At 45.6% G+C, this 25,655-nt stretch carries 16 protein-coding genes; 10 read left to right on the top strand and 6 right to left on the bottom strand.

The annotated features are described in order from the left end of the window. Positions 1–34 precede the first annotated feature (34 nt). The 6 genes from H8K55_RS18160 (at position 35) to H8K55_RS18135 (ending at position 12,105) form a co-directional block, all read left to right on the top strand. The gene (locus H8K55_RS18160; protein ID WP_186943482.1) at positions 35–1,636 is read left to right on the top strand and encodes an ATP-dependent nuclease; all 1,602 of its coding nucleotides are present in this window, start codon (positions 35–37) and stop codon (positions 1,634–1,636) included. Between the two features lie 237 nt (positions 1,637–1,873). Beyond that, complete coding sequence (locus H8K55_RS18155) at positions 1,874–3,157, top strand: AAA family ATPase (protein ID WP_186943481.1); 1,284 nt, start codon at positions 1,874–1,876, stop codon at positions 3,155–3,157. After that, a complete protein-coding gene (locus H8K55_RS18150; RefSeq protein WP_186943480.1) occupies positions 3,147–3,836 on the top strand; it encodes an RloB family protein in 690 nt (229 codons plus the stop codon). Before H8K55_RS18155 ends, H8K55_RS18150 begins: the two co-directional genes overlap by 11 nt. Positions 3,837–3,939: 103 nt before the next feature. Next, positions 3,940–7,122 (top strand): type I restriction endonuclease subunit R, encoded by a 3,183-nt coding sequence (locus H8K55_RS18145; protein WP_186943479.1) that lies wholly within the window; start codon positions 3,940–3,942, stop codon positions 7,120–7,122. Positions 7,123–7,489: 367 nt separating this feature from the next. Beyond that, entirely contained in the window at positions 7,490–10,609 is a 3,120-nt protein-coding gene (locus H8K55_RS18140; protein WP_186943478.1) for a bifunctional diguanylate cyclase/phosphodiesterase, read from the top strand. Positions 10,610–10,815: 206 nt separating this feature from the next. Beyond that, on the top strand, positions 10,816–12,105 hold the full coding sequence (locus H8K55_RS18135) for an NAD(P)/FAD-dependent oxidoreductase (RefSeq protein ID WP_186943477.1): 1,290 nt from the start codon (positions 10,816–10,818) through the stop codon (positions 12,103–12,105). Positions 12,106–12,222: 117 nt separating this feature from the next. On the opposite strand, the gene H8K55_RS18130 is transcribed toward H8K55_RS18135, so the two are convergent. Beyond that, positions 12,223–12,495 carry a hypothetical protein gene (locus H8K55_RS18130; protein WP_186943476.1) on the bottom strand — a complete coding sequence of 91 codons (273 nt, stop codon included), beginning with the start codon at positions 12,493–12,495 and terminating at the stop codon, positions 12,223–12,225. A 736-nt stretch (positions 12,496–13,231) separates the two neighbouring features. Then, complete coding sequence (locus H8K55_RS18125) at positions 13,232–13,504, bottom strand: hypothetical protein (protein ID WP_186943475.1); 273 nt, start codon at positions 13,502–13,504, stop codon at positions 13,232–13,234. Positions 13,505–14,010: 506 nt separating this feature from the next. On the opposite strand from H8K55_RS18125, the gene H8K55_RS18120 reads away from it, so the two are divergent. Continuing rightward, a complete protein-coding gene (locus H8K55_RS18120; protein WP_186943474.1) occupies positions 14,011–14,949 on the top strand; it encodes a hypothetical protein in 939 nt (312 codons plus the stop codon). 268 nt (positions 14,950–15,217) lie between these two features. On the opposite strand, the gene H8K55_RS18115 is transcribed toward H8K55_RS18120, so the two are convergent. The 3 genes from H8K55_RS18115 to H8K55_RS18105 all read right to left on the bottom strand — a co-directional run bounded on the left by H8K55_RS18115 (position 15,218) and on the right by H8K55_RS18105 (position 18,092). Then, the gene (locus H8K55_RS18115; RefSeq protein ID WP_186943473.1) at positions 15,218–15,481 is read right to left on the bottom strand and encodes a hypothetical protein; all 264 of its coding nucleotides are present in this window, start codon (positions 15,479–15,481) and stop codon (positions 15,218–15,220) included. A gap of 335 nt (positions 15,482–15,816) precedes the next feature. Further along, complete coding sequence (locus H8K55_RS18110; RefSeq protein WP_186943472.1) at positions 15,817–16,524, bottom strand: response regulator; 708 nt, start codon at positions 16,522–16,524, stop codon at positions 15,817–15,819. After that, positions 16,521–18,092, bottom strand: a complete 1,572-nt coding sequence (locus H8K55_RS18105) for an ATP-binding protein (protein WP_186943471.1) — start codon at positions 18,090–18,092, stop codon at positions 16,521–16,523. The genes H8K55_RS18110 and H8K55_RS18105 overlap by 4 nt, the downstream gene beginning before the upstream one ends. A gap of 414 nt (positions 18,093–18,506) precedes the next feature. Here H8K55_RS18105 and H8K55_RS18100 point away from each other — a divergent pair, with 414 nt between their 5' ends. Next, entirely contained in the window at positions 18,507–19,874 is a 1,368-nt protein-coding gene (locus H8K55_RS18100; RefSeq protein WP_186943470.1) for a cytochrome-c peroxidase, read from the top strand. Between the two features lie 92 nt (positions 19,875–19,966). On the opposite strand, the gene H8K55_RS18095 is transcribed toward H8K55_RS18100, so the two are convergent. Then, a complete protein-coding gene (locus H8K55_RS18095) occupies positions 19,967–21,913 on the bottom strand; it encodes a glucokinase (RefSeq protein ID WP_222612527.1) in 1,947 nt (648 codons plus the stop codon). Positions 21,914–22,599: 686 nt separating this feature from the next. On the opposite strand from H8K55_RS18095, the gene glk reads away from it, so the two are divergent. Next, the gene (gene glk / locus H8K55_RS18090) at positions 22,600–23,628 is read left to right on the top strand and encodes a glucokinase (RefSeq protein WP_186943469.1); all 1,029 of its coding nucleotides are present in this window, start codon (positions 22,600–22,602) and stop codon (positions 23,626–23,628) included. Positions 23,629–23,690: 62 nt separating this feature from the next. Continuing rightward, positions 23,691–25,580, top strand: coding sequence for a glycoside hydrolase family 13 protein (locus H8K55_RS18085; protein WP_230408702.1), 1,890 nt, complete (start codon positions 23,691–23,693; stop codon positions 25,578–25,580). Positions 25,581–25,655: the final 75 nt, after the last annotated feature.

Genomic DNA, 25,655 nt, shown 5'->3' with positions numbered 1-25,655 from the left:
GTTTGACCGCAAATTAAATTTCCACCGGATTTTTATGAAAATCACAAACATCGTTATCAAGAATTTTCGATCTTTGAAAGAGGTTGAATTTCAACCAAGCGGCTTTAATGTATTAGTTGGTCGTAACAATCATGGAAAATCAAATATTTTTGAAGCTATCGAATGGTTTTATTCAGGCAAAGGTGAACTAAGCGAACTGAGATATGTTGGCGCGGAACCGGGCGAAGAAGTAATTGTGGAAATTACTTTCTCCGGGGTCCAAACCGACATAGCCTATATTTCAAACGTAGACAATCAACAGAAAATTCGAAATATCATTGGCGATAGCGAAATGTTCCAAGTGCGAAGAACAAGTGCTGACGCTAAAAGTCGTTATATTTTTAATTCACGCGATAAGAAGTGGCAGAAGCAACCAACAGGCGCAGATAGTGCCTTTAATAATTGTATTCCACGTTTTGAGTTTATTCTTACGGATAAAAATCTCAAGGAGGTTTCTGCTTTTAAATCTACCACTCCAATTGGGCAGATGTTAAGCAACGTCGTATCTGAAGCATTGGAGAAAGATGCAAAATACATTGAATTCAAGAATAAATTTGAAGAACTTTTTCAATCTCCCGATTCGAGCGTAAAGAAGTTACTACAAGAGACAAGTGAACGTGTTAAAAGTCATCTTGCTCTCCAATTCCCTGATTGCACATCTCTAGAATTCAAAGTTGAAATCCCACCATTTGAAGATTTTCTAAAAAGTTACACAACCACTGTCGATGACGGAGTAGCGACAAGTGCTGATGCAAAGGGCGACGGGATGCAGCGTGCTTTAATGCTTGCAATTATCAAAGCGCATGCTGATGCGAGGCGAAGTGAAGCGTTAGGAAAAGCATTTTTGTTTTTTATTGATGAAGCGGAATTACACCTTCACCCGATGGCGCAACGCCAACTCAAAAATGCTTTGAGTACGTTAGCTGACAGTGTTGATCAAGTGTTCATCACAACTCATTCTTCTGTTTTTCTTTCTGACAAACATCCTCAACAGGCAGAGTTTGTGGTTGAAAAAGAAGAAGGTGCGACCACCGTTCAAGCGATGAATAATCGTGAAAGAATGCGTACCGTATACGAGCTACTTGGAGGTAGTCCGACAGATTTATTGTTACCTGCTAACTTCTTGATCGTTGAAGGACCAAGCGAAGTCGCCTTCATCGAACAAGTATGCAAACGCTACTATCAAGACAAACCTAGAATTCAAATTGTCGCGGCAGCCGGCGACGACGAGCGTCAAGCCCAATATCTTGGGGCGATCATGAAAGCATTCGCCCCGCTCGGAGATTCGCCGATATACAAAAATCGCGCAGTACTGCTTTTCGATAAGCCAACTGGGACAGACAAAGAACAAAGGTTACAAAACTTTTTGGATGAACATCCACATATTCGTAATGGTCAACGCGCGCATGTTTTACCTACCCTAGGGCTAGAAGAATACTATCCAGCCACCGAGCGGGCTAAGTTTGCTGCCGTCACAAAAAAAGTTCCTCTTGCGACACGGATAGGTAGAACCATTTCTCGCGAGTTATTTGAAGATGAGATGAAAGTGATATTTTCTGCCCTTGAAGCGTGCTGGGACAAAGCGTACGGTGTCTAACACTTTTATCGAATCGACACATCCCAACAATCAGTTGATCTGATCAACATATTTTTACCTATCCTTTGGACATTAAGTGTTGAGGTTTGGGGGTTTGGGGGTTTGGGGGTTTGGGGGGGTGGGCATTCGCTATTCGCGAATAGCGAACGAATCCCACAAAAACTGATAAAAATCACATTTAAGTCGTTTTTTTGCACATAAAATGCAAAAATCAAATGATAAGTGTAAGATAGCGCCATGCTAATCGAATTCTCAGTCACTAATTACCGATCTATTCTTGAGCGTCAAACGCTCAATATGACGGCGTCTTCCTATTTTAAAGAGCTTGAAGCTCTGAATACTTTTGCACCCGTTGCCGATGAAGGCGTGCCTAGATTGCTGCGTTCTAGTGTTTTGTATGGACCAAATGCATCGGGTAAAAGCACCTTGATTCAGGCTTTGCGTCTAATGGAGTATCAAGTTCTAAATTCGCAAAAAGAGAGTCAGGCAGACGATCCTATCGACGTTGTTGCTTTCAAACTCACTGCGGAATCGCGTCAAGCTGACAGCGAATTTGAAATTACTTTTATTGAAAACGAAGTGCGTTACGAGTACGGCTTCCGCTGTAACCGCGAGCGTTTTACCGAGGAATGGCTATTTGCCTACCCTTCTGGTCGTCCACAAAAATGGTTTCACCGTGTATTTGATGTGCAAGCAGGTAAAGATGTATACAAATTCAGCCCGAATTTTTTGGGTGGCCGCCAGCGACAGATTTGGGAAAACCAAACCAGACCGAACGCCTTGTTTTTTTCGACTGCCATTCAACTCAATAATGAGCAATTAAAACCTGCCTTTAGCTGGTTTCGATCTCGCTTACGTGTCGTGGACTCGGTTCATGGATTTAGCCAAGGCTACACGCTTATGCGTTGCCAAGATGAGCCGGATCGTAAACGTGTTATCGAATTTATGAATGCCGCAGATTTGTCCATCGCGGATATCCAGATCAAAGAATCTTTGTTCTCAGCAGAATCTTTACATCCATCTATGCCCTCAACAATGCGCGAAGGACTCATTAAGGAATTGGCTGGGAAGAAAAATCTAGAGCCTCGTTTTTTTCACAAAGATGCAGTCACTCAAGAATTAGTAGAGTTCGCTGAGGAAGAGGAATCCGACGGCACGCTTGCACTGTTTGCCTTTGCGGGTCCTTGGCTAGATGTGATTGAGCATGATCGCGTGCTAGTGGTGGATGAATTAGATACGAGTTTGCATCCACTGCTAGTTCACCATCTTGTGAAAAAGCTTCATCATGAAGGCAGTAAAGCGCAGCTTATCTTTACGACTCACGATACAACTTTGCTGAGCCAAAAACTCTTACGGCGCGATCAGGTTTGGTTTATGGAAAAAGATAGTAATCGCGCTACCCGGCTTTATCCTTTATCTGACTTCAGCCCTAGAGATAATGAGGCTGTAGAACGAGGCTATTTAAATGGACGTTATGGCGGTATCCCCTTCTTGAAAGATTTGGATTTTTATGGGGAGTGAAGACAATTTCCATAAACGGAAGGCTCGATCAACCTCAGATCTGAAGCGTGTAAAAGCATTTCGCAAGCAAAATAAACGTATTCTTATAATCTGTGAAGGTTCAAAGACGGAATTCAATTATTTTCGAGATCTGCGAACCGATTTGGGTATCGATCCTAAGCAAGTCAATATTCCCAAAAACGATGGAAATACACCAGACCGCATCCTTGATCATGCATTGGCTCTTTATGATGAAGACGCCTTGAGTGGCGACGCTTACGATAAAGTGTATTGCGTGTTTGATCGAGATACGCATAGCACTTTTGATGAGTCTGTACAACGCATAGAATCCTTAAAGTCAGGGAGAAAGCCCAAACCTTTTGAAGCGATTACCTCCACGCCTTGCTTCGAGTTTTGGTTATTGCTGCATTTTGGCTATACCGATGCGGCTTTCCATCAAGCTGGCAAAAAGTCTGTGGGTGATAACGCAGTTGCGGCATTAAAAAAGAAACCGGGATTTGCGGCTTATGACAAAGGCACACAGGGCATTTATAAGCAGTTAAAGCCTAAGTTACCAGATGCCATAAAACATGCGCAGAAATTGCGTGAAGAGTCTATAAAAAATCGGACAATGAATCCTGCCACGAATGTGAATATCTTAGTTCTAGACATCCAAGCATTATCATCCAGCAACAAATAGTCGATCCTCCCTCTAGCGCAGAAGTGCTTTTTAAATCATACTCATTTCCTTTTGTTAAGCTTTTGAATTACGCAAAAGTCGCGCCAACCGAGGAACGCTGTGCATGATCACTGAAGACCAACTAGAACAACTCTGCCTCACTTGGTTTGCTGAAATTGGTTATAGCTATGTTTGCGGCTATGACATCGCGCCGGATGGTGCTAGTCCTGAGCGCAGTGATTATCGCCAGATTATTTTGCCTGCGCGTTTATTGTCGGCTCTTCAAAAGATCAATCCGCACATCCCCGCAGCCACCTTAGAACAAGTCGCGCTGCAAATCGCTAAGCCGGAAACCCCGATACTCACTAAGAATAACAAAGCCTTTCATCAGCTTTTACTCGAAGGCGTAAAGGTGGAGTTTAAGTCACAGGAAGTCGATGCCAACGGCAATACTGAGAGCAAGATCGATTATGTGCAGTTGATTGATTTTGCTAACACTCGTAACAATGAATTTTTGGTCGTCAATCAATATTCTTTGGCTGGCAGCAAAGGTAATCGTCGCCCTGATGTTTTAGTATTTATTAATGGTATTCCGCTTGCGGTGTTGGAGCTGAAAAATCCCGCCGATCAAAACGCCGATATCTGGCAAGCCTTTCAGCAGATACAAACCTATAAAGAAGAAATACCTGATCTGTTTATTTTTAATGAAGCGGTCGTGGTGAGTGATGGTTTGGTTGCGCGGGTGGGTTCGCTCACTTCCAACAAAGAGCGCTTTTTACCTTGGCGCACGGTGGCGAATGAACATGATAAGCCGCTGTTTGAGTTTCATTTAGAGACTTTGGTGAAGGGATTTTTTAAGCCCGATTTATTCCTTGATTACATCCGCTATTTCATTTTGTTTGAACTAAATGGCGACAACATCATTAAGAAAATTGCGGGCTATCATCAGTTTCATGCCGTGCGTGAGGCGGTGCGTGCGACGGTGATTGCGGCGCAGCGTCCCGATAGTCGCAGCATTGCGCAGCCACGTGCGAATTACGCCAATGAGGTGGTCGCAGGCTCGGGTAAAGCGGGCGTGGTGTGGCATACGCAAGGTTCGGGTAAGTCGATTTCTATGTTGTGCTACGCGGCGAAACTGCTGGCGCAGCCTGAAATGAATAATCCGACCATCGTGGTAGTGACGGATAGAAATGATCTGGACGGCCAGCTCTACAATACTTTTTGCATAGCACAAGAAGCCTTAAAGCAAACCCCTGTGCAAGCGGGTGATCGCGATGATTTACGTGACTTGCTCAGCTCACGTCAGGCTGGCGGCATTATTTTTACAACGGTACAAAAGTTTGCTTTATTGGACGAAGAAACTAGCCACCCTATCCTCTCAACGCGCCACAATATCGTGGTGATCAGCGATGAAGCGCATCGTAGTCAATATGGTGACAAGGCCAAATTCAATACCAAGACTGGGCAATACACCTTTGGCTATTCCAAGCATATGCGCGATGCTTTGCCGGAAGCGTCCTTCATCGGCTTTACAGGTACGCCGATTGATTCTGCTGACAAAGACACCAAGGCAGTGTTTGGTGACTATGTTTCTATTTACGATATTCAAGACGCGGTGGACGATGGCGCGACTGTGCCTATCTATTACGAATCACGTTTGGCAAAACTCGATATCAATCAGAATGAGATAGAAACTCTGAATGACGAAGTCGATGAAGTCATCGAAGATGAAGAAGATGTCGCTAGCCGTGAAAGCACCAAATCGCAATGGGCGGCTTTAGAAAAACTAGTCGGCAGCGAACCGCGCATGCAACAAGTCGGCAAAGACTTAGTCGCGCACTTTGAAAACCGCATCGCCAGCATGCCGGGCAAAGGCATGATCGTATGTATGAGCCGCGAAATTTGCGTAGCTATGTATGACGCGATCGTGGCGATCAAACCTGAATGGCACGATGCAGATCCGAACAAGGGCGCGATTAAAATTGTGATGACAGGTTCGGCTTCAGACAAATCAAAACTCCAGCCGCACATCTACAACAAAGAAACCAAAAAGCTGTTTGAAAAACGGTTTAAAGATGTGAACGATCCCTTGCAATTGGTGATCGTGCGCGATATGTGGCTGACAGGTTTTGATGCGCCGAATTGCCACACCATGTACATCGACAAGCCCATGAAAGGCCATAACTTGATGCAAGCGATTGCGCGGGTGAATCGGGTGTTTAAAGATAAACCGGGCGGTTTAGTGGTGGACTATATTGGCATCGCTAGCGAATTGAAAAAGGCCTTGCATACCTACACAGGGTCGCAAGGCAAAGGACAACCCACCCACGATACGCGTGAAGCCTATGCGATATTGTTAGAGAAAATGGATATCGTTCATGCGATGTTTCATGGCTTTGATTACAGCCAGTTTGAAACTAAAGCTCTGCAACTATTGCCCGGTGCAATGAATCATTTATTGGGAATGAAAGGCGCGAGCGGCGAACTCGATGGGAAGAAACGTTTTCTCGACGTAATGGCGGCACTCAATAAAGCTTATACCTTGTGCAGCACCATGACTGAAGTTGAGCCGTTGAAAAAGGAAATCGCCTTTTTAAGCGCAGTAAAACACGCGATCACCAAATTCACGACCATTGATAAACGCCGCACCGACGAAGAGAAAAATAGCGCGCTGAAACAAATTATTGATAACGCGATTATTGCCGATGGTGTGGATGACATTTTCAAAATGGTGGGTTTAGACAAACCGAACATCGGCCTGCTCTCTCCTGAATTCATGGAAGACGTGGCGCGTATGCCGCATAAAAATTTGGCGGTGGAGCTGTTGGAAAAATTGCTACGCGATGAAGTCAAAGCACGCATGAAAACCGATGTCGTGTCCGAGAAAAAATATTCCGATCGCATTTTAGAAACGCTACGCAAGTATCACAACCGCGCAATTGAAACCGCCCAAGTGATCGAGGAATTGATCAATATGGCGAAGGAAATGGCAGCCGATGCAGAACAAGCCGCCAAACTGGGACTAAATTCAGACGAAATCGCCTTCTACCGCGCTTTGATCCAAAACGAATCGGCGGTCAAAGAATTGGGCGACAATAATCTGCGGGACCTGGCTAAATACGTTACCGAGCAATTACGTTCCTCAACCACAGTCGATTGGCAAGTGCGCGATAGTGTGCGCGCCAAATTACGTAACTTAGTTCGTCGGGCATTAAAAAAATGGAAGTATCCACCTGACAAAGCGGACGAGGCAATTGATTTGTGTTTAAAGCAGGCAGAGGTATTGAGCCAAAGTTGGGTGAATTAGTTAATTAACAATCCAAATAGGGCTTACGCAAATTTGCGCTAGCTAGGCGTGTCGCCGAAGACAGTACAATTGCTTGGACTGCCCCTGCGAAGGCAGGCGACAACAACGACGCTAGCGTCTGTACTTCGCAAGTCCTACCAAACAAGAATCTTTATATACGATTATCTATATTGATGGAAAATGCCAACAAAAAATTGTCGCTTAATTTACGTAAAGCAACAAAATTAGCTGGATAATTTCTCCAATTTCGCAGAATATTAAGAGCGAACCTAAAAGTGCATCTAAGCACAAGGCTTAATTCAAAACATCAAATCAATCGCTATAGTTTGTATGGGCACTTGCAGTTAACCACTACCAGTTAAGCGCAATGAAAATAAGTAACAGTTTAGATCAACTGACTCCCGGCAATAAACGCGCACTTTTATACGGAGGCGTCTGTTTTGTCATCCTGTTTTTCATTACTAGTGCCTTTCTTACCCTACTATATTTGCGACAAGAGGCTCATCAGCAAATTCAACGCTCGTCTGAAAATCTCGCCAGTTCGTTGGTACAAACTTTCGATGGAATGATCGATACCATTGATGTTGCCCTGCAATCGGTGGTTGATGAATTCAGCAGGCAACAAGCAGAGAATACGGTGGATGCAGAAAATATTAACCAGCTATTGCTAAGGCAGGCCAAGCGTGTCCCGCATCTGGCTTTCATGCGTATCTCCGACGATAAGGGCAATATAGTATTTGGCGTTGAGAATAAAGATAAAGCGACGAACTTAAATGACCGGGAATTCTTCCAGCGCTTAATGAACGATCCGCGAGCACAGTTGATCATCAGTCCACCTGTATTCGCAAAAATAGCCAAGAAATGGGTGTGGCCGTTTGCCCGCCGCATCAACCGGGCCGACGGCACATTCGCTGGCATGGTGTATGCGTCTGTTTACGCAGATGAAATCGAATCTATTTTTGACAATATCCATATTGGAGAAGGCGGATCAATTGCGCTGCGAGATCAAAATTTTTTGCTAATTGCACGCACCACATTTGACCACAACAATACAATTCCGCTCGGCAGCAATTCAATTTCAAACACTTTCAAAAATACGCTAAAGATAAATCCAAATCGCGGCACGTATACCAGCGACACGACCAGCTCTGATGCGGTCATGCGTATCTATTCCTATCAGCGAAGTCAAAAGTATGGCTACATTGCGAATATCGGCTTAGCCACCGATGTCGCACTCAAAGTCTGGGAAAAACAAGCCACAGTTGTTGGTTTGATTCTCACCGTATTCGCTATCATGCTTTTATATTTGACGCGAAAAATTGACTCGGCGTGGCGTCAATATGACGATGCGATTCTCACCTTAAAAGATAGCGCAGAACAGCTCTCGCACAAACATCAGCTACTGATAGACTCTGAGGCGAAACACCGATCCATATTAGAACGCTTACATACCGCAATCGTTGTCCATGCACCCGATACCAGCATAGTCTTTAGTAATTCACGCGCATCTGAATTACTCGGATTGTCTCAAGATGAATTGCTCGGCAAAGTTGCAATAGATAAGAATTGGTATTTTGTCGATGAGAGCGGGCTTAAAATGCAGCCGGATCAATATCCAGTGCAACGCGCCTTAAGCAGCCAGCAATCTGTCACCGAAATGGTGCAGGGAATTCGTCGCCCCAACGCACACGAGATACGGTGGGTACAAGTGAGCGCATTTCTAGAAAATGATGAACATAATCAGTTACGCCAAATCATCGTCAATTTTAATGACATTACGGAACGCAAAGAAGCGGAAATGCGTTGGCAATTTGCCTTAGAAGGCGCAGGTGATGGTGTATGGGACATTAACTTATTCACCAAGAAAGGGAAATTTTCAAAAACCTATTTGAGTATGCTTGGTTATCCTGAGCATAGCTTCGAAGAAAATTACGACGAGCTCATACCACTCATCCATCCAGAGGATAGAACACATCTATTGTCGGAGATGGAAAATCATAGAAATGGGCATTCGGATCAATTTTCGGCTGAGTATAGAATGCAATGTGCAGATGGTAGCTACAAATGGATTTTTGGACGTGGGATGGTAGTAAGTGTCAATGAGGCAGGCCAATCTTTGCGGATGGTAGGTACCCATACTGACATTTCTGCGATGAAGAATGCGGAAGAAAAAATTTGGACTGAAGCGAATTATGATTCATTAACCAAGCTTCCGAATCGACGGCTATTTTATGATCGTGTCGAAGAGAATATTAAGAAAGCGCAACGCGAACATGAAACGATCGCTTTACTCTTTATCGATCTCGACAGGTTCAAAGAAGTCAATGACACCCTCGGCCACCACGTTGGCGACCAGCTGTTAATTCAGGCCGCGACGCGCATCAAGTCTTCGGTTCGTGTTTATGATACCGTTGCGCGGATTGGTGGCGATGAATTTACTGTCATCCTGACAGATGTTCATGATACCGTTGACGTCGGCAAACTCGCTGAAAAAATTATCGCTCAGCTGTCACATCCGTTTATCATTTCAGGAGTTGAATCCTACGTCTCCGCCAGTGTCGGTATTGCACTTTACCCAAATGATGCTCAAACAGTTGTAGAACTTACGCAGCATGCAGATCAGGCGATGTATTCGGCCAAGGATAATGGTCGTCAATGTTTTCGCTTTTTCACCAAAACCATGCAGGAAGATGCCACACACAGAATGCGTTTGGCAAACGACTTGCGCCATGCTTTAAAACAAAACCAATTTCTCGTCTACTACCAACCGATTATTGATCTGAGCAGTGGTCAGGTGTACAAAGCAGAGGCTCTGATACGTTGGCAACATCCCGAGCTTGGTTTTATTTCACCAGCGAGTTTTATCCCAATCGCTGAAGATACCGGCACCATACATCAAATCGGTAATTGGGTATTTTCACAAGCCATTGAACAGGTAAAAGCTTGTCAGGCAATATCAAAGCGCAAATTTCAAATCAGCGTCAATAAGTCACCGGTGCAGTTCTTGGTTGAACGAGGCGATCAACATCAATGGCTGGATCAAATCCGTGATTCTGGCATTGATGGTGACAATATTGTCATTGAAATTACTGAGGGAATTCTGATTAACAATGATATCCGCGTGACCCAAAGTCTCTTGCAATATCGTGATGCAAAAATTCAAGTAGCGATTGATGATTTTGGCACTGGCTATTCTTCACTCTCGTATTTGAAAAAATTTGACGTTGATTATCTAAAAATTGATCAATCATTTACCCAAAGCTTATCCCTACATTCGTCCGAATACGCCTTATGTGAAGCCATCATCGTGATGGCACACAAACTGGGTATTCAAGTGATTGCCGAAGGTGTAGAAACCGAAGAGCAACACCAACTCTTAAAGCAAATGGGCTGCGATTTTGGTCAAGGTTACCTATTTTCTAGGCCGGTACCTGCCGCTCAACTCATCGAATTTATCACTGCGACATCGACTGTTGACGCACTCTAAAATCCAATACGAGGAATTGATGATTTAGTGTATGTGGATTTACACAGCTTTTCAAAATGAGGACTTGACGACCTAGCTTAGCAAAGAATAAATTGCACCTATTAATAATTAAATTTCCTTAATGGCAAATTTCAAGCTGCAACGCATTTTCTTTGCTTTCTTTATTGATTCTCGTCCTATTTTTCGCCCTTTTCCGTTCACTCTCTATGTCACAAGCTCTCCTTTCCACCAGCACCTATTATCAAGCCACAACGACCGCAAACCACTACCCAGCATTAAGCGAAAACATCGAATGCGAAATCTGCATTATCGGTAGTGGCTTCGCCGGCTTAGCCACCGCGCTAGGCTTGGTTGAGCGTGGCATCCGTAATATCGTACTGTTGGAGGCAGAAGATATCGGACACGGTGCATCAGGACGCAATGGTGGATTCGTATTTGGCGGCTACAGTTTAGATAATCGCGATTTACTCCAGCAACTTGGTGCCAAATCTGCCAAGCAACTGTATCAACTCAGTCTGGATGCAGTCGATTTGATCCGGCGTCGCATCGATCAATATACGATAGACTGCGACATCAATACCCAAGGAGTCTTGTTGGCGAACTGGTTTGATGATGCGACAATTTTGCAGAAACAACGTGACTTGATGTTGCGTGAATTTGATGTTGAATGGGATGCGTTGTCAATCACAAAGACCCGTGAGCACCTTCAAAGCCAACGCTATTTTGGAGCCTTGCATGAGAAGAACGCATTTCATTTTCATCCGCTCAAATATGCCCTCGGCAAAGCGCGCGTACTGACTCAGCAAGGCGTACAAATTTTTACTCAAACTCGCGTGAAGGCGATTGAAACATCTGCCGCGGAAAAAATCATTCGTACACCACATGCGACCGTACGCGCCAAACAAGTCGTTGTCTGCTGCGGCGGTTACATAGAAAAGTTTTACCCACAGCTAGCGCGTGCAGTATTACCAATTGCTACGTATGCAATGGCAACAGAGGTACTAGGCGATCGCTTGTGCAGTGTATTTTCCAAGGGTAGCGACAGTCCCGCCGTGTACGATACGCGCTTTGCGTTTGATTATTATCGCCCTCTCGCTGACACCCGTATTTTGTGGGGAGGACGCATCTCAATTCGAGAACGTCAGGTGCATGAAGTGGCGAAGCTATTGGCGGCTGATATGCGCAAAGTTTATCCGCAGCTTGCAGACACCAAAGTGGAATTCGCCTGGAGTGGCCTCATGAGTTACGCGCAGCACAAAATGCCGCAAATCGGTTGTTTGCCGAATGGTGTGTGGTATGCAATGGGATTTGGCGGCCATGGTGTGGCGCCAACTACAGTGGCGGGTGAACTCGTGGCGACTGCCATCTGCAACAAACAAGTTCTACCCGCAGGCTTGGAGCGCTATGGTTTGCCGCCGACCTTCGGTTCTCTTGGCCTGTTGGCAGCGCAATGCGCTTATTGGTACTACGAACTACGCGACTGGATGCGTGAATAATTCGCTTCGACAATCGCTTACTACAGCTTAACGATCACATTCATTGCTGCTAAATTACAAAGATGTCTGCAATGAATCTACAGTCATTTATTTTGCAAGCACTTGTTCTGCTACCACTTATTCTGCCGCCATTTTTGCTTTTTCAGCAGCAGTCAAGCGCTTACCGTGGATTTCAACCACTTGTGTCACAGTCATTTGTGCCATTTCCAAATCGTAAGCTAACTTGTCTTCTGGGCTCATGCGTTTTGCGCTGATAGTCACGGATTGCACTGGCGTTACGGTTGCGCCGACTTCCGCAGTTGTCGCCACGTTGACGATGCCGACAAAAATCAAAGAAGTTAAGCAAGCAGAAGCTGCAGAAACGATGGCAGTTGCGGTGAATGTTTTCATGATAGTTCTCCTAAATTTGTTGAGATTTCAAACCTGGTATCGAACTGCAAATCATGGTGTGTGTAGTGTGTGCTGAATACTGTTTTGCTCTTCGATGTGTGTACTTTATCCAAGCCCGCTGTCAATTGCGATGGCTATGCGATGAAACGTCGAATCTCGGGGATTAAACGAAGTAAATCAGGAATTAGTAGAGACGATGATGAAACTTTTTGTGTGAAAACTGTGGTGAAAAAGCGTGGTCATCCAGTATGCAAAATCATCTAAATTAAGATTGGTCGAAAGGTTTTCTGAAGGCAAGGACTTCAGCGCTTGTCGTTGCACTGGCTTAAAAAAGGGAGAGATTGAGGATTTGAGGGCTTGAGAATCGCGGCTAAACTATGAAGAAATAATAATCTTCCTTCAAGCTGGAATGTGGTCAGATCAAGTCAGGCAATTACGATTGAAAATAACATGAAGACTCTAGCAGCCCATGGCATGATTCACACCAACTTCACCTCGGTTACAGAGGTTTATCGCACCGGAATTTTTGCCTATGCATAAGCAGGGAGTCACAAAAAAATAAATTACGCGTGCTGTCTAATTCTATGAACCTTGACTCACATCAAGTTACCTCATATGGCCTAAGTACAAGCAATTTTTACGAGATCGCACTAAATTTTTTGTGATATGGATGTTGATCAATTCAAGTCACAATAAGCATCATGGAAGCGAGTCGACATCTTCAAAAATGGCAGATTTATTCGTTCGCCATTTTAGCTTTTTCAGCAGCAGTCAAACGCTTAGCGCGGATTTCGACGACTTGCGTGACGACCATTTGTGCCATCTCTAAATCATAAGCCAATTTATCTTCATCACTCATACGTTTTGCGCTGACTGTGATCGATTGAACTGGCGTCACGGTTGCGCCGACTTCTGCGGTCGTTGCAACGTTGACGATGCCGACAAAAATCAAAGAAGTTAAGCAAGCAGAAGCTGCTGAGACGATGGCGGTTGCGGTAATTGTTTTCATGGTTTTCTCCTAAATTTGGTATGTTTTACTTCGGTATTTGGTTATAAGATTTCACTGTTTTTTACTTCGAACTGTATGGCATCTGAAGTTCAATCTGAATCTCGTTTTGCCTTTCGATGTGTGTACTTTATCCAAGCGCTTAGTCAATAGCGAGCGCCATGCGATGAAATGCCGAAAGCCGGGATTCAAGTAGCAAAATGTGAGATCAAGCGCCTTAACACGCTACTCGCATGATTGCTGCATATTGATAACAGGCCAAAGTACAAGTCTTCGTCCATAGAATAGAGGCATGCTCTAAAAGATTACTTTCAAAACTCATTTTCAAAACTTATTTTATACTTACTTTCAAGCATTTATCACGCGTCCAAGTCCTACCTAAATAACCTTTAGGGCTGTTATTCGCTACCTTCTCTATATCCCCAGATCACTTGCCTCAATGTCTTTCATAATGTCGAACTTCGCTTTTAGCAAGCACCGACCCTCAATCCAATCAACAAATGATCATCATGCAACTAAAGAATGCCCTCATCTGTGTCGCGGTCTTACTCAGTGGCTGCCAGACCGTTCAAAATCAATCCATTCCCCTGCACAAAAATTTTCTCGACAATGCCGATCAATTAGAAATCAAACGCCCCACCTGGCGCTTACGTGATTCTGTCTATCAACAGCATTTACCTGGTTACGAAATTCATAGTACAGAAACGGCGTGGGCAAAAACAGATAGGACGCAGCTATGGTTTTCTGAATCTGGCGGCCTGCTAGAGGGATTTGAAATCAAAGATAAATTCTTGCGCTTGCTATTTCTGGATCTGTTAGATTTGCGGCGACAAACGCGTCATCGCTACTTGTTCCATAGCGAGCAAGATTTTGCATTTGCGCTCACGCCTAACAATGCCGACAAAGTGCAAGTACGCTGCCGCCGGGTGGCGATAGAAGATCACCTCGATATCGTGCGCTTTTCAGGAAATCAACGCTCAAGTACAACAGAATTGCGTCAGCGCTTAAATAGTTATCTGGCCTGTGAATTACAGCAGAATGACAAACAGTGGCGTTTGACCGTCAATGCGACTGACCTGGAGAGTGCATCAACACCAAAGATAGAATTACAGGAGCAAATACAAGGGCAAATACAGCGGCAAGTGTCGGATCAAATACAGGAGCAAATGCCGACAACAGCTAACGAGACGCGATTTGAACTCATCAAGCAAAGCAGCTACTTAGTGAATGGCGAATGGCGAACCATGACTTTCGGTCCACAGCAATTTTCTGGCTTACAAATACAGTACAAGAATCAAACTGTCGCTGCTACATCCTTAGATGGTGCGACGCCCAAAATATGGCTTAACAAAGATTTGCCTACAACGCAAAAATCACTACTTCTAGCGATCAACTATAGTTTAATGATGTACGACTGGCTGGATAGTGGCTGGCGTAAAGGCCAATGAGAGGCCGTGAAGATTCAATTAATTGATACGACTACAAAGAAGAAATGAGTGCCTGAAGAGATTTTACTTTGCTAATTTCTCGTCATTGCCACGCTAGAGACAGCGCAGGCGGATTTTTTTACTGCCTTTTACTTCTAAAAGAGTCGGCACTCGAACTCTTATTTTTTTCCATTCAACTTATCACGCAATTTGCAGAATTAGGCGCATGAATAATTAGGCGCGTGAATATTGTGAACTGGTACCAATGGTAGATGAATACTATCCGTTCTTATTCATCCGCCATTGCCGCTTTTTGCGCTGGTGTTAAACGTTTAGCGCTGATTACGACCGTTTGCATCATCGATGTTTCTTGATCATAAGCGAGCTTTTCTGCTTCTGTCATGCGTGCATGGCGGACGGTCACTGTTTGTACTGGCACAGGTGAAGCTTCGACTTGTGTTGTCGTAGCGACGTTGACGATACCAACAAAAATCAACGATGTTACACATGCAGATACTGCAGAAACGATCGCTGTGGCGGTAATTGTTTTCATGATGTTCTCCTAAAAAGTGTTTTAAATTACGAGTGATTAAGTATGGCGTTTTGTTTGCTTTCTGTATCGAATCGTGATTCGATGGCTGTACTGTAATCGAGCCCTAAGTCAAGTGCTATGGGCATGCGACGAAACGCGAGAAGTGCGGGATTAAGCTACAAAAACTGCATTTGAGCTGCGCGTGAGCTGCAGCACCGCCCTGTACTAAATTGAGAAAGTACGAAGAAATCAGGGCTTTATCTAAAGGACTTGATGAGTGCTAATTAGAAGCTAATTAGAAGTTTATTGGGAGCTTATTGGGAACTAAGGGGGCTCCATATCTGAAAAACAGGAACTTAATAGCTAACTGGCAATTCAAAACGATAACCAACACCATAAACCGATTGCAGGCAATCAGCAAACGCTATCGTACTTGTGGATTTCACACTGGTAATTTTCTTGCGGATATTTTTAATGTGGGCATCGATCGTGCGATCACCGCTTTCGCGATAGTCTTCACTCGCGACATTCAATAATTGCTGGCGACTATAAACGCGACTTGGGTGTTTGATTAACTCAGCAAACAAACGGTATTCAACCGGCGTCAATGCCAACACCTGCCCTTGCAAAGTAATGCTCATATTCTCTGCATTAATTTCAAACAGGGACGAACTAGGTTCTGCATTATTCGACAATAAACTGCGTCGCAATTGCGCCTTGACTCTAGCCATGACTTCACGTGGGCTAAATGGCTTGCACACGTAATCGTCAGCACCCGCTTCCAGCCCATCGAGTTTATCGTCTTCCTCTATCATGGCGGTCAACATGATCACTGGCACAGTAGAAAACTGTCGTAAGGCGATACACAATGCCACACCATCCATACCTGGTAGCATGCGGTCTAATAGCAGCAAGTCAAATGCTTCACTACGCAAGCGTTGTAGAGCGATCGTACCGTTATCACAATGTGCAGTCTGATATCCACTTGCCTGCAAGTAGTCAATTAAAACCTGGGCAATTTTGTGATCGTCTTCGACGACTAAAACAGAGGCAATTGAATTCATATTGAGCTCCTCAGTTTCACGTCGCTTGAAGGAAGCAATATCGTGATTTTGACACCACCTAGTGTTGATGCACTAGCTTGTATTTCGCCACTGTGAGCGAGTATCAGGCTACGACAGATCGCGAGCCCCAAACCACTACCACCTTTAACGCGTGAGCGTGCTTGATCTTCTCGATACAGCCTGTCAAACATTTTTTGATGTCTGCCTTCAGCTAAGCCTGGTGCACTGTCTTCGATACAAATGTTGACTACGCCAAGCGCCGCGCTCAATCGAAGTAAGACTCGACCACCGGGATCGGTGTACCGCAAGCTATTTTCCAGTAGATTTTCTATCACTTGCGTCAACCTGCCGCTGTCCGCAAGTAATTGCACTGGCTGATCAGGCACTTCAACCTGCAAGCTTAATTGCGCCTGCAACATGCGCGCTTGAAAACGAGATCCTAGTTGTTGCAGCAAATCGCTCAGGTCGATTTGTTCGAAGTGAAAACGCAAGTCGCCAGCATCGGCCAACGCAAGTTGGTGTAAATCATCGACTAGTTTGTTCAAATGCCGGATTTCAGTTTCTAAGGATCTCACCGATTCGATATTGAGTGCGCGCACACCATCGATCATTGCTTCAACCTCTGCTCGCATTACAGTCAAAGGTGTGCGTAATTCGTGCGACAGATCGGCCATGATTTTTCTGCGTTTTAATTCGTTCTGCTCCAAGTGCTTGGCCATTGCATTAATATGCTGCGCCAGGTCGCCGATTTCATCTTGGTTCACAATTTCAGCGCGTGCATGTAAATGACCATTCGCGATCTGTTGCGTCGTTCTCCGTAAGCTGGCGATGGGGCGTACCAAATGCTTGCCTAGCCAAATACTAACTAAGGCAGCAATCAGTATCAGAGCCAAGGCAAGTAATACAATGTGACTCATCTGCTTGCGAATAAATTCCAGCGTAGATTTCTCAAATCCAAACTCGGGCACTGGTGCTAAAACTATCCCCACTGATTTTCCATCATGGATTATGGCTTGCTGCAAAGTTGCCTGAGCTTGACGCAAAGGGCCAAACACGGGTTCGCCATGTTCATCGATCAAAGACAGGCGCGGCCCCAGATCTAAAATCCCTGGCCGAGGCCGTGCGTCTCGATCTGGTTCAGGTCGTGGCGGCCTTCTTGCAACATCGGGCTCTACCGGCGTGAGTGTCAATCGTCGTTCTTGATTCAAGCGCGATCGACTCAAAGCTGGCGGCATTTCATCATCTAGCCTGGACTCTTCCCGAGGGTCACGTTCAGATGCCCCCTCAGGTTCGCGCTGTAAGTGATCGGGCACACGCCCCAATGCTCCATCAATCAAAGGACGAACTACGCGCGGATTGTGACGCAAATTACTGAAGTCACCGTGCTCGCTGTAATAAGCTGCCAACACCAATGCGACTTTGTTCAAATCGATTAACTGTTTTTCTTTGAGATAAGCGTTAAAGCCCGATTGCAAGCTCCTGCCAGTCAGCCATGCCATCGTAGTAATACTCAGTACCAATACGAGTATTAAAGACAGGGATATTTTTTTAGAAATATTTAAGCGCATGCGATTAATAGTATTGAGTTAAGACTTGCACAAAATTACGCTAGCTAGAGCTTCATTGCGTAGGAGTCGCTATGCGCACCACACATTGATTGCTTCGGTGCGCACGGTGCACCCTACCTTACTCCATTTATTCTTGAGGTCAATACGCCCTTTTCCCTTTATCGCTCACCGCAAGAACACCTTAATTTAAAGATCATAAGCTGTAATTGTGAAGAAATTGTGATTTTGCAAAAGACGCACTATCTGATGCGTAGATACCTTCATCCGCAAACTTGAAATTATTTTCTAAATTCATTCTTCCTTCACATTTGACTTCTAAGATTTTCATCAGGGTAAGCATTAATCCGATTTTTGGAGACCCAAAATACGCATGATGCTTATAAATGAATGTCCCAAAATTCTATCGGAGGAATCATGCAAACCAGATCAACCGGCGCTCATATCAATTCACCAGCAATGAAATTGATCTTCACATTGCTATTGCTGTGCCAATTTAGTTTATCGAGCTTTGCACAGGCTCCGCGGCCGCAACCACAACCACAACCACAACCACAACCACAACCACAACCAACTTTAACGCGTTTAGAAAGTTTAGGACAACGTCTATTCTTCGATAGAAATCTTTCAGAACCTGCAGGTACTGCTTGCGCTAGTTGTCATGCGGCGAACACTGGATTTGCAGGTAATCATGGATCACGCATCGGTGTTGCTCTCGGCAGCAAGCCGACTTCGTTGGGCTTACGCAATTCTATGAGCAATGCCTACAATCGTTTTATTCCACCTTTTTCTTTCATCAATACCGCAGGGGTGATTGAAGCCAAAGGTGGGCACTTTTGGGATGGCCGCGCAGATACTTTGGCACTCCAAGCCTTGGGGCCTTTTTTAGCTAGTGCAGAAATGAATAACCTAAATGCCGCTGCCGTAGTTCGCAAAGTCGCTGCCTCGCCCTATGCGAATGAAATGCGAGCGGAATTTGGGGCGACTATTTTGAACAATCCTGAATTAGCGTTTCAAAAAATTGGCGTAGCGATTGCCGCCTTTGAAAGCACACCTGGCTTGCAGGCTTTCAGTTCTAAATACGATGCAATGATACAAGGTAAAGCCACACTCACTCCCAACGAAAGTCGTGGTATGGCCTTGTTTATGAATCCGAACAAAGGCAATTGCGCAGCTTGTCATACGATGAATCCGGCTTCTAAGAATCCACAAGACAATCTATTTTCGGATTTTACTTACTATGCGCTAGGTGTACCAAGAAATACGGCCATTCCACAAAATGCCAACCCTAGTTTTTTTGATTTGGGGCTATGTGGGCCAGTACGCACTCGTCCTGCATTGAGTGCGAATGTACCAGTGACAGTCTCGATAGAACAATTTTGCGGTCGCTTCCGTATGCCAAGTTTGCGTAATGTCGCGCAGCGCGAGGCTTTCATGCATAACGGTTTCTTCAAAGATCTGCGTGAGGTCTTAGCTTTCTATGCCACTCGCAATGTCGATCCGCGTCGTTGGTATGGCATCGCCGCAGTGCCGAATGATTTGCCGCTGGCATACCAGAAAAATATCGTGAATGATAAACGTCCGTTCAATCTGCCACGCAACGCTCCACCCGCTTTTACCGCGAATGAAGCGGATGACATGATCGCGTTCTTACGTACTTTAAGCGATGGATTTCTGACATCTCAAGCCGGCCCCCAAGCCGCCCCTCAAGCTGCACCAAATATACAAGGCTTGAGTGCGCCCGCAGACAGGTCGATCGGTGCCACAAATCCATTTAGAAAATAGAAATTGTTCTGACTGTGATTTGCCCTGCACAGGGTTTGCAGAGACTCGCAGAGGCAAATCACTTGACCTTGCAAATTGAATGAGCAATTTACCTAGCGACTATGCGAAGTCAGCTTAGCCAACGGCGATGCCAAGCTAACGCCAGGAGCTTGATTGCGTGCCGCTGGTTTGCTGACGACGGGTTTGGTTTCATCCAGTCGCTCGTCGGCCTCGCCTGTCATCAAGTTCGCAGCGCCAGGATTACGTCCCATCGCCACCCCAACTGCCAACATATCGATCACCAGCAGATGCAAGATCCGGCTAACCATAGGCAAATGGGTACTCACATCTTCCACATGATCGACGATCAAGGCCACATCGGCTTTGCGTATCAAAGGTGAATGACTAGCGGCGATAGCAATAATTTTTGCGCCGCGTTCACGGGCTTTCTCGGCGACTTCGATCAGCTCAGGCAAGCGGCCACTGCTGCTACTAATCACAACCACATCTTTATCGCCCAGGACACTGGCTGACAATAACTGCAAGCGCGAATCGGTATGCGCGATACTCGGTATGCCGAGTCGCAAAAACTTAAACTGCGCATCTTGCGCAACGACGCCATAGTGGCCAATCGCATAAAATTCGAGCTTATTCGCGCCACTGATCAGTTGAATCGCGCGCTCTATCATGTCGCGATTAAGTTGGCTGCGCACCTGCAAAATTGAGGATGCGGTATTTCCCAAAACTTTTGCACCTAACTCTAATGCCGAGTCATCGTCAGTTACTTGAATATGGGTGACAGGCACGGTACCAGTCAAGCCAGATGCTAAACGTAACTTAAAGTCAGATAAACCTTCGCAACCCAAGGAGCGGCAAAACCGAATCACCGTTGGTTGACTAACGTCCGCCGCGCGTGCGATTTCTGCAATCGGATCGTTCACCACTGCCCTGGCATGCGCCAACACGTGTTCAGCAACGCGTAATTCTGCTGGCGACAGATCAGCGCGTATGCGTCGTATCTGCCCAAGTATGGCGGAGCCGGGTTCAGTTTGTAGGGTGCGCAATTGCGCATCCAAAATGGCGGCAGCACCAATGAAGGTCGCGTGTTCGGCCGTGATTACAAAGGTTGGAATCGCGGCAACATAACGACTAAAACGCCCTTTTTCTTCAAAGCGAGAACGGAAACTGGAAGCCGCAAAATACTCGCCGAGACGCGGTACGATACCGCCACCGATATAAATACCTCCCATCGCGCCCAAAGTCACTGCCAGATTCGCTGCGGCGGTTCCGAGCAAGGCGCAAAACACTTCCAGTGCTTCTACACATTGGGCGTCGCTCGCATCCAGAGCATGCTGAGTGATTTCTGGTGCAGTCAATTCTTTCGCCGCGACCTGAGCCCGATCTGCGAGCGCACGATAAATCAATTCAAGTCCGGGGCCAGACACCAATCGTTCAAAAGAGACGTGTTCAAAATGTTTCCAGACATAGCGCAAAATCGCGATTTCACGCTCATCACGTGGTCCAAAGCTAGTATGTCCACCTTCTGATCCTAGCGAGATCCAACCATCTCCAGCCGGAATCAAACCCGAAGTTCCCAAACCACTACCTGGCCCTAATAAGCCAATTACGCTTTGCTTACGTACTTCACCGCCACCGATTTGCTGTACATCATTCGCCCCGAGACGTGGCAAAGCCATCGCCAAAGCAGTAAAGTCATTGACGATGAGTAGCGTATCAAAACCCAGTTTTTGCCGCATTTCTTCAATGGAGAATTGCCAATGGTAGTTAGTCATACTGACTTGGTCGCCATCAACCGGATTAGCAATCGCTACCGCCGCATGCTCAATTTGAATATTCGGCAAAGTTTGCACATAGGCTTTGACCGCGGCATAAAAATCAGGATAGTCGGCACACAATAAAGAACGCGTATATTGGAAATCCCCTTTACTCATTTCCAGAGTAAAGCGTGCATAGGTTCCGCCAATATCTGCCAATAAATGGGGCGTTGGATGTTGCGCGGTCTGCACTGTTTGAATTCGTGCTGCTTGATTTGCTTGCATAGGGTTCCAGAATATAGTGCTCTGCTTGCTTTGTAATAACGGTAGTCAGCTGGTGACCTTCATTTTCCTCGCAGGTTGACAAATCCTGCGGGTGACGTCAGCTAACAAATTAGTCTGATTGCATTGTAGTCTGACTAGACCGCGTATGGATATATCTGATTACACTTAAATTCTAAACAAGATTTTTCTTCTTAATACGCAAAATTTTGTAACTAGACTACAAATTTATGCCGATAATTATGTTTATAAGCGCAAACTATCACGTGTCGATGTCAATTTACACAAACTTTGCCGCATTTCTTAGCGATTAAAAATAGTTATAGAATCAAATAGTTACATGGTTTTTAGAATATCGGCGCGGGTATTAGGAGGAAAATCTACTGCGCAGGTATCTATTTGCAAAGTTTACTCAGTGGAAAACCACACTTTCGACAAAATTCTGAAACTACGCAACAAAAACATTGCGACATTTCTGTAGTTTTGCTACATTCAATCAAAATATATTCCAACAATACTAATTTACCTTGATCGGCATACGTACAGCATTCAACACCTACTCGTCTTTAGCGATGCGCGCTGCTATCTGACAACCACGATCTGGCAACCACGATCTGGCAACCATAAGACGAATGTACTAACTTGAATTGCACGACCGTATCCGATTTGCACAGCAGGAATTGCCAGCAATGACTACAGCGAACTCCGCCATCACGAATTCGACAAACACGACAGCCCCCTATCCGTGGCTGGTAGCCGATATTGGCGGCAGCAATGCCCGCTTCGGCTGGGTAGCTTCAGCTGGCGCGGGGATTACTCAAGTACAGACCTTGGCGGTTTCTGATTTCGCCACGCCGATTGCAGCCAGTGAGGCTTATCTTCAACAATTGCAACAATCAAATCACAAAGCTGGCACAAGCTATCAAGCGCCGCGTTGTGCTGCATTTGCGGTCGCTACTGCGGTGGGGCAAGATCAAATTAGTTTCACGAACAGTCACTGGAGTTTTTCTCAAGCGACAGTCAAAGCTGCGTTGCAGTTGGACCGCTTTATCGCCTTAAATGACTTTGAAGCGCTGGCATTATCGCTGCCATGTCTGAATGCCACACAAGTGCGCGCGCACGACGCCTTGCCGCAGCACACGGGCACCTTGGCCGTCGTCGGCCCTGGCACAGGCTTGGGCGTCGGATCAGTGATTCAAACTCGTCACGGTTGGATCGCTATTCCGGGCGAAGGTGGGCATGCGACGCTCGCTGCCAGTGATGATTTTGAAGCTAGCGTACTCGCACACGCACGTACAGAATTTAGCCACGTATCGGCCGAGCGTTTGTTGTCTGGAATCGGCATGCCCGTACTGTATCGCGCAGTAGCCCGCACCTTGTATGAAACGCCGCAAGAACTCAGCACAGAGCAAATTGTTGAGCGTGGTTTGAATGGACAAGATGCCGTCTGCGCCAAAACTTTGGACTGCTTCTGCGCCTTGCTCGGCAGCTTCTGCGGCAGCATCGCATTAACTGTGGGCGCTCGCAGCGGCCTATACATAGGCGGCGGGATTGTGCCGCGTCTGGGCGACTATTTCTTTCAGTCGCGCTTCCGTACCCAATTTGAAGCAAAAGGTCGATTGCAGCCCTATCTGCAACAAATCCCTACTGCTTTAATTATCGATACTTTGGCGGCACTCAGTGGTGCTGCCTTTGCTATCGAACAGAGTGAAGTTTAAGTCGTATGCAGCGCCGCACATTTCCTCCAAATGTTATTCCTCGCGTCTCATTGAGCAGATACATGTCCCCACTCATGTCATCACTTGTTTCATCACTCAATAAGGTGTTAAGCGGCGCTGTATTTTTTTTCTGTACATTTAATTTGGCTCAGGCTCAAACGAGTGAATATCAGGTACAGCATTTGGAACCGGCTTCCTGGTGGATAGGAATGAAACATCCCGAAGTCCAATTGATGGTTCACGGGAACAAGATTGCGGAGCTAACGCCCGTCATTGATTATCCCGGCGTCACTATCCAAAAAATCCAACACAGTGACAATCCTAACTATCTGTTTATTGATTTACGGATCGCCGATAACAGCGCGGCTGGCAATATTGAGATCAAATTTCAAAGAGCCGGACAACTCATAGCGCGCCACAATTTTCTATTGCAGCAACGTCGTAATGGCTCCGCACAACGACAAGGATATACGCCTAGCGATGCAATTTATCTATTGATGCCAGATCGATTTGCGAATGGCAATAGCGGTAACGACAATGTACCTGGATACAGCGATAAGCTAGCACGGCAGGTCCCCGGTGCGCGTCATGGCGGCGATATACAAGGGATGCGCCTACACCTAGCCTATATTGCCGGAATGGGCTTCACCATGCTGTGGCCAACACCGCTGATGGAAAACGCGCAGGCAATCAATTCCTATCATGGTTATGCAGCGACCGATTTTTACAAAGTCGATCCGCGCTTTGGTAGCAATCTCGACTATCAACAATTAGTGCAAGAGGCCAAACAAAAAGGCATGGGCGTGATTCAAGATATCGTGCTCAATCACATAGGTTCGAATCATTGGTGGATGAAAGATTTACCGACGAAAGACTGGCTCAATTATCCAGGTCAATATACCGAGACAAATCATATCCGCAGCACGATACAAGATACGCACGCAGCTCAAAGTGATAAGCGCCGTTTCGCCGATGGCTGGTTCGTCAAGACCATGCCCGATATGAATCAACGTAATCCCTTTCTGGCAAATTACCTGATACAAAATAGCCTGTGGTGGATAGAGTATGCAGATTTATCGGGCTTGCGCACGGATACTTATTCCTATTCGGATCGTGAATTCTTGGCGCGTTGGTCGCACAGGATCATGGACGAATATCCTCAGCTAAATATCGTCGGTGAAGAATGGAGTATGAATCCCAACATCATCGCTTACTGGCAGCGCGATAAAAACAATCACGACAACTATCGCTCATCCATGCCCAGCATGATGGATTTTCCCGTGTACCAAGCACTACATACGAGCTTGATTGGCGATGCAGGCAAACCCGCAGAGATGATGACGATGTACGAAGCGATTGCGAATGATTTCATTTATCCGCATCCCAACAATCTCACTATTTTTGAAGGCAATCACGACACGCCGCGCATTTTTTCCGCATTAAATGAAGACATCGCGCTAAATAAATTAGCCTTCGTCATGCTGGCGACATTGCGTGGTATTCCGCAAATGTTTTATGGCGCTGAAATCTTAATGACCAGCCCTAAACAACGCGACGATGGCAAAGTCCGTGGTGACTTTCCGGGCGGTTGGAATGGCGATCAAGTGAACGCTTTCAGCGGTAAAAATCTGAGTGCAGCACAACAGGATATGCAAAATTTTGTGCGTCGTTTGTTTAACTGGCGCAAACAACAAGCAGCCATTCACACAGGAAAATTAATCCACTTCTTACCAGAAAATAATTGTTATGTGTATTTCCGCATCGCTGGTAAAGAGACTGTGATGGTCGTGATCAATCGCAATGATAAAAATACTGAACTCGATTTAGCACGATTTGCAGAAGTCTTAGGCCCTACCCAAAAAGCACGCGACATTATTAGCGAACAAGAATTCACTTTAGAACACAAACTGAAGGTCAAAGCGAAAAGTGCATTGATCCTGGAATTGAATTGAAATCAAATTTAAGTACTTCATTAAGTAAGCAAAACAAATTCTCCCCCCCACTGAAACACCAACGCAAGAACACAC

It is taken from the genome of Affinundibacterium flavidum (genome assembly GCF_014284175.1).
GTDB lineage: Bacteria > Pseudomonadota > Gammaproteobacteria > Burkholderiales > Burkholderiaceae_D > Undibacterium > Undibacterium flavidum.
The sequence above is the reverse complement of the archived record's forward strand: the minus strand, read 5'-3'. Positions and strand labels throughout refer to the sequence as shown.